At 65.2% G+C, this 8,366-nt stretch carries 10 protein-coding genes and 2 pseudogenes; 5 read left to right on the forward strand and 7 right to left on the reverse strand.

The annotated features are described in order from the left end of the window. Window positions 1-609: 609 nt before the first annotated feature. Window positions 610-1,065: a hypothetical protein gene (locus ACIPK3_RS34160; RefSeq protein WP_402576109.1), complete on the reverse strand. Its 456-nt coding sequence runs from the start codon at window positions 1,063-1,065 to the stop codon at window positions 610-612. 195 nt (window positions 1,066-1,260) lie between these two features. Between ACIPK3_RS34160 and ACIPK3_RS34165 the strand changes: the two genes are divergently transcribed. Next, window positions 1,261-1,542, forward strand: coding sequence for an HU family DNA-binding protein (locus ACIPK3_RS34165; RefSeq protein ID WP_402576110.1), 282 nt, complete (start codon window positions 1,261-1,263; stop codon window positions 1,540-1,542). Between the two features lie 199 nt (window positions 1,543-1,741). Further along, the gene (locus tag ACIPK3_RS34170) at window positions 1,742-1,948 is read left to right on the forward strand and encodes a cold-shock protein (RefSeq protein WP_366104467.1); all 207 of its coding nucleotides are present in this window, start codon (window positions 1,742-1,744) and stop codon (window positions 1,946-1,948) included. Here ACIPK3_RS34170 and ACIPK3_RS34175 read toward each other — a convergent pair. The 3 genes from ACIPK3_RS34175 to ACIPK3_RS34185 all read right to left on the reverse strand — a co-directional run bounded on the left by ACIPK3_RS34175 (window position 1,884) and on the right by ACIPK3_RS34185 (window position 3,391). Further along, window positions 1,884-2,318 (reverse strand): SUKH-3 domain-containing protein, encoded by a 435-nt coding sequence (locus ACIPK3_RS34175; RefSeq protein WP_402576116.1) that lies wholly within the window; start codon window positions 2,316-2,318, stop codon window positions 1,884-1,886. The genes ACIPK3_RS34170 and ACIPK3_RS34175 overlap by 65 nt on opposite strands. Beyond that, window positions 2,239-2,658 carry an SUKH-3 domain-containing protein gene (locus tag ACIPK3_RS34180; protein ID WP_402576111.1) on the reverse strand — a complete coding sequence of 140 codons (420 nt, stop codon included), beginning with the start codon at window positions 2,656-2,658 and terminating at the stop codon, window positions 2,239-2,241. Before ACIPK3_RS34180 ends, ACIPK3_RS34175 begins: the two co-directional genes overlap by 80 nt. A gap of 76 nt (window positions 2,659-2,734) precedes the next feature. After that, a complete protein-coding gene (locus tag ACIPK3_RS34185) occupies window positions 2,735-3,391 on the reverse strand; it encodes a hypothetical protein (protein WP_402576112.1) in 657 nt (218 codons plus the stop codon). Between the two features lie 450 nt (window positions 3,392-3,841). Between ACIPK3_RS34185 and ACIPK3_RS34190 the strand changes: the two are divergent. Both ACIPK3_RS34190 and ACIPK3_RS34195 read left to right on the forward strand, forming a co-directional pair. Next, window positions 3,842-4,003, forward strand: a pseudogene (locus tag ACIPK3_RS34190) (transposase); the annotation flags it as partial. 186 nt (window positions 4,004-4,189) lie between these two features. After that, window positions 4,190-4,651: a hypothetical protein gene (locus ACIPK3_RS34195; RefSeq protein ID WP_402576117.1), complete on the forward strand. Its 462-nt coding sequence runs from the start codon at window positions 4,190-4,192 to the stop codon at window positions 4,649-4,651. 284 nt (window positions 4,652-4,935) lie between these two features. Here the strand turns inward: ACIPK3_RS34195 and ACIPK3_RS34200 are convergent. Both ACIPK3_RS34200 and ACIPK3_RS34205 read right to left on the reverse strand, forming a co-directional pair. Continuing rightward, window positions 4,936-5,163, reverse strand: a pseudogene (locus tag ACIPK3_RS34200) (transposase); the annotation flags it as partial. A gap of 527 nt (window positions 5,164-5,690) precedes the next feature. Then, on the reverse strand, window positions 5,691-7,070 hold the full coding sequence (locus ACIPK3_RS34205) for a hypothetical protein (RefSeq protein WP_402576113.1): 1,380 nt from the start codon (window positions 7,068-7,070) through the stop codon (window positions 5,691-5,693). 334 nt (window positions 7,071-7,404) lie between these two features. Here ACIPK3_RS34205 and ACIPK3_RS34210 point away from each other — a divergent pair, with 334 nt between their 5' ends. Continuing rightward, window positions 7,405-7,809: a DUF6896 domain-containing protein gene (locus tag ACIPK3_RS34210; RefSeq protein ID WP_402576114.1), complete on the forward strand. Its 405-nt coding sequence runs from the start codon at window positions 7,405-7,407 to the stop codon at window positions 7,807-7,809. 5 nt (window positions 7,810-7,814) lie between these two features. Here ACIPK3_RS34210 and ACIPK3_RS34215 read toward each other — a convergent pair. After that, window positions 7,815-8,366: IS5 family transposase (locus ACIPK3_RS34215; protein WP_402576115.1), on the reverse strand; the 552-nt coding region annotated here is incomplete at its 5' end.

Genomic DNA, 8,366 nt, shown 5'->3' on the forward strand with positions numbered 1-8,366 from the left:
CTGCACGTCCGATAAGTCGCTCGGGTACGGCTCTCGCTTCATGTCCCGCATATCAACATGAACATGCCCAGCACGCGACCTGCGCAGCGATCAGTACCACGATCGAGTGATCACGAACTGAGAAAGATCGGACTTAACGTCCACTGAGATGCCGGGCGAATCGGACCAGACCATTTGAGACGGGGACCAGATCGACTGAGACGGGACAACCGGCTGAGCCTGCCGGACAGGCACGATGCGCCGTGGCGGTCGCGATAGATGGCACCGTTTGGGCATCGTTGTTAGCACTCGCTCGCGTTGGTCGGGCCCATCTGTCACCGGAACCCAGGTGGATGCCGGACAACGGCCCCGCGCATCCCGAGACCGTGCCGACGAGGCGCCACTGTCATCCATCCCGACCAGGTGTCATCTATCGTGACCAGTCACACGGAGCTATGACTGGTCGAGATAGTTGTCACCGATTCGGCGGCTGACCTGGGCTTCCGTAGCGCACTGTTCGCGCTTCTTGTCACCAGATGGTCGGGCTTGTTGTCACCTGCTCCGACTTTTCATCCCGGTCGTCACCCAGCGGGCGGCGACTCCACTGCACGAAGAGGTTCCACCGGGTGGTCAGAAGCTCCAACTGTAGATGCCACCGCCCGTGCTCACCGCGGACGCCGCGAGCCGGGCAACTCCCTGCAGCACCGCAAGTAGATCATCGTCGGTCATATCGTCTCCGTCGTCAGACCAGAGTCTCGCGGTCCAGCGACCTGCAAGCTCTTCCAGCTCGGTGGAGCTGGCGGTGGCCAACGCCCGGGTCAACCGTTGCGGCAGAGCAAACACCTCAACGCCATCGTTCAAGGCCGGAGTGACCCACTCCGGCCACGGCCGCCACCCATACAGCTGCTCAAGCGGCGGGGCGTCGGCTGAGCGCTCCTCGAAGTACATGTCCCATTCGGCGATGGCACTGTCCGGCTCAATGAAGCGGCAGTTCACAGACTCAAAGGCCACGCCAGGTTCCTGCGGGCGCGTCGCAGCGGCGGTTTCGTGGTCGGGAGCGAGGAAGAACACGATGTCGTGGGCCATCTCAGCATGATGGCAGCGCGCCGAACTAGCACGGCTGAGAGATATCGCGACCAGGTGACATCTATCTCGACCAGTCACAGTGGGGGTGGCCACGCCCCGAGCGGCCTCGCTGTCAGACCCCGGTGGCAGGATGGCGGCACAAGCGTCGCGTCCGCCCAGCAGGCGCGGCAACCCGAACAACACGGAGTACCGCACATGAACCGCAGTGAGCTGATCGAAGCCCTCGCCGGGCGCGCCGAGGTCACCCGCAAGGACGCCGATGCCGTCCTGGCCGCGCTCGCCGAGACAGTCGGCGACGTAGTCTCCAAGGGCGACGAGAAGGTCACCATCCCCGGCTTCCTGACCTTCGAGCGCACCCACCGTGCCGCTCGCACCGCCCGCAACCCGCAGACCGGCGACCCGATCGACATTCCGGCCGGCTACAGCGTGAAGGTCTCCGCAGGCTCCAAGCTCAAGGAAGCCGCCAAGGGCAAGTAGCCCGCCGTGCATGGGCAGCGGCTCATCACCGGGAGGCACTGTGACCCGGCCTCACAGCACAGCGGCATGCCGCGACCACGCGGAGCAGGATAGACGTGCCGCCCACAGGGTAGAACGGACGGCGGACGCCTTCCGGTGACGGACGGCTCCACCTCCATACCAACCGGGAAGCACCCGGCGACATCGAAGGACAAGCAGCATGGCCAGCGGCACCGTGAAGTGGTTCAACGCCGAGAAGGGCTTCGGCTTCATCTCTCAGGACGAGGGCGGACCGGACGTCTTCGCGCACTACTCCAACATCTCCGGCAACGGCTTCCGCGAACTCAACGAAGGCGAGCAGGTCACCTTCGACGTGACCCAGGGCCAGAAGGGCCCCCAGGCCGAGAACATCGTCCGCCGCGGCTGATGCAGGTGCGGCCGCTTCGTTGGCAGGAGGTCCTGCCGAGACTGCGGATTCCGCGGCGCCTTAGCAATGCGCCGATTGGCTGATCTTTAGGAATCGCGTGGCCCGCGGGAAGCATCGTTGGGCTGGAGCCCGGTCCGGCTGGGGCTGTCCAGTCGGCAGTCTCGATCCGCTCCGGGGCGATGCCCAGGATGAGCTTCTCCAGCGCGTCCTGGGCAGAGCCGAACGTAGCCAGCCAGGTCTCGACCAGGTAGATCGCGCTGTTCTCGTCGATGCCGAGGAAGAATCTGCCCTCATCGAGTTCGCCGAGGGGGAAAATGGCGCGCCCGATGGTGTGACTCCAGTCGGCGAAGCGGTCTTCCTCGCCGATCAGCTTGTCCGGGTCGAAGTTGAAGGGGGTCTTGGCGCAGGTGATCCCGGGGCCGCTGATCTGGACGTTTCAGGCCACCGAACTTCGCCAAGAAGGCTTCAGCGGCATCGTGCTTGCGGACCAGGCCGGTTCTCTCGAGCGTCTTGCGCCAGTGGTCGATCCCGACGTGCCGTCCCGGCCGCCAGCCTGCTGCGCGCAGTGTCTCCTCGATCACGCCGGTTCCCCGTAAATACGTCGCCGCCGCATCGACCCATGCCTTGTCCACCAGCACGTCTTCTGGCCAGCCTGGCCGCCAGTCCGCCTGCCAGTGGGCGAAGTCGTCACGCAGGAACTGCGGGTCCACTGGCTTGAGTGGCTGTTGTCGTACCGTTCAAGCGGCTTGCCGATTGAACGGGGGTCTCGATCGGGTGATCGAGGGCTCAGGGAACGTCCAAGACCACGCCGGCAAGCTCCGGCATTGCCCGGAGGAAGTCCGGAACACTCGCGAGATCGTCCAAGCTCAGTTCATATGCTGAGATCCTGCGCGCATAGTCGGCAGCCAGGTCATCGACCCGGTGCCGCAGATCGGCGCGCGACGCCACCGTGATCGAGTCGTAGTAGCCGAAATCCGAGCCGATCGTCAGGTCCGCGAACACCCCTTCTTCCTCAAGGACACCCCCCAGAGTCGGGGGAGTTGGGCTGCTCAACGCGCTCACCAGCCGCTGGAGACGATCTGGCCCGGGGGCGACTGCGAAGACCGTGATCTCCGATGAGGCGTCGAAGATCACCGCGTGCAGCGCGGATACCAGGTCGCGAGGCGTGGACAACCGGAACAAGCCCGCACGACCGGCGTTGTCCGGCTTCGCGCGAAGGGGCTTTGCCGTACGAGCAGGTACGAAGCCCTTGTCCCGTGTGGTGACGGTTGGCGCTTCGGCGTCGACCTCGTACTCCCAGCTCACGAGCATCGGCTCTTGCTCCAGGAAACGCTCGGCGTCGTCGCAGTAGTAGGTCGGGATCGCATAGCGGTCCAGGCCGGCCGTCAGCCGCCACACCAGGCCCACATAGACGGCGACTTCCTCCATGTTGTTGTTGTTCACCGCCCACTCCGTGTACGGCGTCCCCTCGTCCGGCCATTCCTGCCAAAGGCCAGGCCAGTGCCGAGTCACCGCCAGGTCATTGCCCGGGAGGTAGTGGAAGAGATGGACGCCGTCTGTCGTAGAAGTCTCAAAACGGATCGGATGCACCGCGCCAACTTAGCCCTGGGCAGCTCGGCGGTGCCCACAATTTCGAGGCCGGGTGGCCGGGGTCTCCCGTCGAGCGGGAGTCTCGATCGGGTGATCGCGGCCGGTGCCGGGCATGGAAGCAGGGCCTCGTGGTAGCTCGGAGGGTGTCTACGCCAGCGAGTGTTCCAGGAGGCCCTGGTGCTGCAGTTTTTCGCAGTTGCGGCTGCGGAGTCCCGCGCGCTCACTCACTCGTGTGATTGCCTGGCTCACCAGCTCGGAAACGCTGGTGACAACGGGTTACGTGAGCGCCGCTACCCCACCGACATGTCCGATGCGGAGTGGGCGGTGGTGAGGCCGCTGCTGCCGGTGCCGGGCCGGCTGCGCGGGCGGGTCGGACAGCCGGAGGCGTACTGCCACCGCACGATGTTGGACGCGGTCCGCTACATCGTCGACAACGGAACGAAGTGGCGGGCCATGCCAGCCGACTTCCCGCCGTGGGACCGGGTCCACGCGCCTTCTTCCGCCGCTGGCGCGACCACGGTCTGGTCAAGGAGTTCCACGACCGGCGGGCATCGCCTGCTGCCACTCGGGCCATGTCTCTCCGCGCGGCGCGATGATCTACGGTCTCCTACGGCACCGAAACGATCAGTTCAGCAACGGGGAAGTACGTACATGCGCAAGACAGCAACGCTCACCACCACCCTGCTCGCAGCGGCCGTGCTGCTGACCGGGTGCGGCAGCGAGAAGAAGGACACCGGCCCGGCCAATGCGGGCGAGGCTTCGCCGAGCGTCTCGGCGAGCGGCGGCGCGAAGGGCTCGTCGTCGAGGAAGAAGAGTGTTGCCCATCAGGTGGTCTTCGAGGTCGGGGGCACGGGCACGGGCAAGGTCATGTGGATCGGGAACACCAACCACTTCGAGCAGGTGACGTTGCCCTGGACGAAGACGGAGTCCGTCCAACTGGAGGGGGCCGAGCTGAAGGTCGGCGTCACGGTGTCGGTGGTACCTGCCTCGGTCGAGGGCCCGGACAGGATGCTCAAGCCCGCCCCGTGCACGATCAAGGTCGACGGCAAGCAGGTCGCTGACAACCAGGGCGGCAAGTCGGCCGAGCCCTGTAAGTACGAGCTCAAGGACTGACAGCCGGCGCCCTGTCCGTAGCGCTCGCCCCAGTCGGCCGTGACGAGCCCGACAAGCTCCTGTGGTGCCTGACGTGCGATTTCCTCCAGGGCGGCCCGCATGGCCTCGGTGACCATCTCAAGGCGCGTCAGGTCCCGGACGGCACTCAGGATGTGGGTGGAGTCGGTCCGCTGCCGTCCTCGTTCTCTGACCAGTCCGGCGGCTTTGATCCGTTCCAGTACGAGGTCAAGCAGCTTGTCCGCCCTGCCTTCCTGGGCCAGGCGCTCGCGGAAGTCCGTCAGGACGCTGTGGTGGAAGCCGGGGTCGTCCAGTTCCAGGCCCAAGGCGTATTTGAAGTCGATCCGGCAGCGGACGGCCTCGGCGGCCTGGCGGTCGGAGAGTTCCAGGAGAGATCGGAGGACTGACACGGTCGCCAGCTGCGCCGGGGAGAGCCCTGGCTTGCCGTCCCGCGGGTACCACTCGACGAAGTCCTCGTCCCGCCAAAGGCCGTCGAGATGGTCACGGATGGCCATGGCGGTGGTGCCGTGGGGATTGCTGGCGCGGGCGACCTTCACGGTCAGTTCCGGAACCTCCGAGCCGGAACGGGGCTGAATGCACAACTCGGTCTCCTCCGGTGGGACGGAGCTTCACCGTCGCAGCAGCACCCACAACGCAGAGCACAGCTCGCCCGAACTGACACCGCAAGGGCTACACCTCGGTGCGGGTTGACGAAAGCATCACCCGCCACTTCAACACCACGGGGCGCAGTTCTGGCGTTACGCGAAACCGTTACAGGGGGCGTGATCCTGGACTCCGCAAAGGCCCCGATATCCAGTTGAGCAGCGGCAACAGCTCTGCTCGGGAAGACAAGATCCGCCTACCAGCCATGCCCCCTGAGCTCCCAATCTCCAAGATCCCCGACAGCGTCACCTAGTCAGCAATTCGAGGAGAGCGTCAACGTGAACCGTTCCGGTTCTGGTGGAGACTCCACCGAACCCGGAACGGTTCACCACATCGCTGGCATCTTCATCTGATCAGCCAGATGATCCGAGGAAGCGGCCTAGTGGATCACTCCGATGCTCTGGAGGATCTGAACGACTGACGCCCCAACGCCGGTGGCAGTGGCCACATTCGACAGCGTAAATCTGTGAGGGCGGGCGACCTGATTGGGCGCGGCGATGGAGTCGATCGCGGCGGCGATGTGGGGAAGGAAGGGGACAGACACGAGCGCGGCACGTAGGGTCGCCTCCTCCCGTTGCCGAGTGGCAAGGCGAAGTGCGGCATCCTGACGAGCCTGCTCGTTCCCAGGGACGGAGGCAATAGGTGGACGGACTGCGGCTCTTTTGATCTCCTGGAGCGACCGCGTGATTGCCGTCAGGTTCGCGCGGCCGCTCCGCTCGACGGCCTCAACAAAACGCGAGCGTTCTACGACATGCGCGGCCAGGAGACGGTCGATCTCCGCACGCGAAGGATCCTGCTCAATTAGGCGGAGACTGTCTGCAAGACGGCGCACAACACCGGCAGGAGCGGAGCCGGGCACGAACGATGCGTCCAGCCACTTTTCACGTAGATACGCCGCGCAGCGCTCATAGTTCACTACAGCGCGCAGGACGCGAACATCGCCAACGGCCCGCGTGAGCTCGCGGGCCGATTCCGTCGTGCTCCAGCGATCGGCTAGTTCGAGAACGCCTCTCCGGTCGGGATGGTCGCGCTGGCTGAGCACCACCAAAAGGCGCTCCGGCGTGGCAGGGACCAAACTCGGCGGCCACCAGCGCGGTTGACTCCCCTGGCCTTCAACTCTGCGTAGGGCACTTCGCGCGCTCTGAACCTGGGTCCTGAGCTCGCGAAGCCGCTCGGCGGTGGAGACGAAGTCACGACCACCCTGCGTAGCCATGAAGCCAGCCACGGAGTCTCGGAGCGTGGCCCAGGCCTGGTCGGCGTCGGAGAGGTCGACCACGATGCACTCTGGTGCCTGCGGGTCCATGACAGCGTCGAACGCCACAAGGCAAGGCAGGAATGACCGCCTGAGGCCTATGGCATCTGCGAACTTCAGACTCCACCGTGGTGACGCGAAGCAATCAGCATCGAAATCATGGTCGGGAACCTGCGCGTCGGTGTGGAACGGGTAGGAGCCATAGGCGATGCGTTGATCCTCGATACGGCGTCGCGGCTCTGTCGCAACATCCGGTGCCAGACGTCTCCCACGAACACGGCCGGGCACATTGATGGCGTCGAACAGGACGATGACCGCAATCGCTTCGCCGGTCTCGTCGTGGACTGCCTGGGCGTAGCGGCGAAGGAAAGCTACCGCCTGCTCATCGACGTGACGGGCCAGGTAGAACAGATATGCGCAGTAAGGCCACTTGAGGTTCAACTGCTTTTGCATGTCGGAGATCAAGCCGCGGAGCGCGTCTGCATCAGGTACGACGATGCCGTACATACCGACTCCCGTCGACAGCGGTCACCTCTGGGAGGCCCGAGCCTAACGGCGACGTCGTTCCTCCCGCAGGACTTCAGTCCGCCTCCACGGAGCCTCGGGTGGTGAAAGTTGATGCGGTCGGCCAACTCGGAGCTCGGGAGGGAGTCGAAGTCGGGGCAGATCAGGACGTCCAAGACGTCGGCCACGGCTTCGTCGTCACAGAAGAAGACGGATCGACGATCAGATGATCCGATGGAAACGGCCTTACTGATCGTTTCAGAATGCCGCCCTGCGGAGACGCTGGCGGCCCATGGAACAATCCCCTTCAACCACGGGCTCAGGGGGATGACGCCGTATGGAACGGGTTGGGGATGCACGAGGGCTCGTGCTTGGTTACGTCGACGCTCTCAACGCAGTTGACGCGGCCATGAGGGCGGCGATCCCTTCGCTTGAGCGACTCGCAGATGTCCTCGGCCTGGTCCGTTCGCACCGGATCATCAACCGGAGTGGGCGGGTCGGCACCTACTCCTACTCGGTTCATGGGCCCGGGTGCCGCTTCGTCAGTGGCGACGGCATCGAGGTCGATGTCGACTTCGCACCCGACGGGAGCGAGATCTTCGACCTCTGGCGACTGCGCTGGTACGGGCTGAGCCTGCCTGAGCCTCGTGACGTCACGGATCAGGACCTGCGGACCGCCGTGCGGTCCCTTCAACCGCTTCTGACCGAGGTGCGACCGGGGTGGTTCAGTGTCGCTAGCTGATCGCTTCAGGATGAGGTGCGCAGGCGGCGCAGGCATATGAGGCTGCAGGCAAGTTCGAGCAGGCCCTGGTGGAGATCGGCGCGTCGTTCGTAGCGGGTGCGGAGCCGTTTGAACTGGTGCAGCCAGGCGAAGGCACGCTCGACGACCCAGCGCACCTTGCCCAGTCCGGAGCCATGAGCGACGCCGCGTCGGGCGATCATCGGCTTGATGCCGCGTTTCCACAGCAGGCGGCGGTACTTGTCGAAGTCGTAGCCCCGGTCGGCGTACAGGCGCCGGGGCTTGCGGCGGGGACGCCCCCGCAGACTCCGAATCGACGGAACGGCGTCGAGCAGGGGCAGGAGCTGGGTGACGTCGTGCCGGTTGCCACCGGTGAGCGTGACGGCGAGCGGGGTTCCGTGACGGTCGACGATCAGGTGGTGCTTCGAGCCAGAGCGGGCCCGATCGACGGGCGAGGGTCCGACGTGGTCCCCCCTAATCCAGTGCGTAAGCAGGTGGCCCGGGACCATGCAACGACCCGGGACGACTGCTCGCGCAGGACAGCGAATGCCTGGGTCCCC

The organism is Streptomyces sp. NPDC086787, from assembly GCF_044745865.1.
Lineage (GTDB): Bacteria > Actinomycetota > Actinomycetes > Streptomycetales > Streptomycetaceae > Streptomyces.

What these genes read in the sequence shown, in the direction of transcription:
- ACIPK3_RS34160 (WP_402576109.1), bottom strand. Translation starts at nt 1,065, where the DNA reads ATGGCCCACGACATCGTGTTCTTCCTCGCTCCCGACCACGAAACCGCC.
- ACIPK3_RS34165 (WP_402576110.1), top strand. Translation starts at nt 1,261, where the DNA reads ATGAACCGCAGTGAGCTGATCGAAGCCCTCGCCGGGCGCGCCGAGGTC.
- ACIPK3_RS34170 (WP_366104467.1), top strand. Translation starts at nt 1,742, where the DNA reads ATGGCCAGCGGCACCGTGAAGTGGTTCAACGCCGAGAAGGGCTTCGGC.
- ACIPK3_RS34195 (WP_402576117.1), top strand. Translation starts at nt 4,190, where the DNA reads ATGCGCAAGACAGCAACGCTCACCACCACCCTGCTCGCAGCGGCCGTG.
- ACIPK3_RS34205 (WP_402576113.1), bottom strand. Translation starts at nt 7,070, where the DNA reads ATGTACGGCATCGTCGTACCTGATGCAGACGCGCTCCGCGGCTTGATC.
- ACIPK3_RS34210 (WP_402576114.1), top strand. Translation starts at nt 7,405, where the DNA reads ATGGAACGGGTTGGGGATGCACGAGGGCTCGTGCTTGGTTACGTCGAC.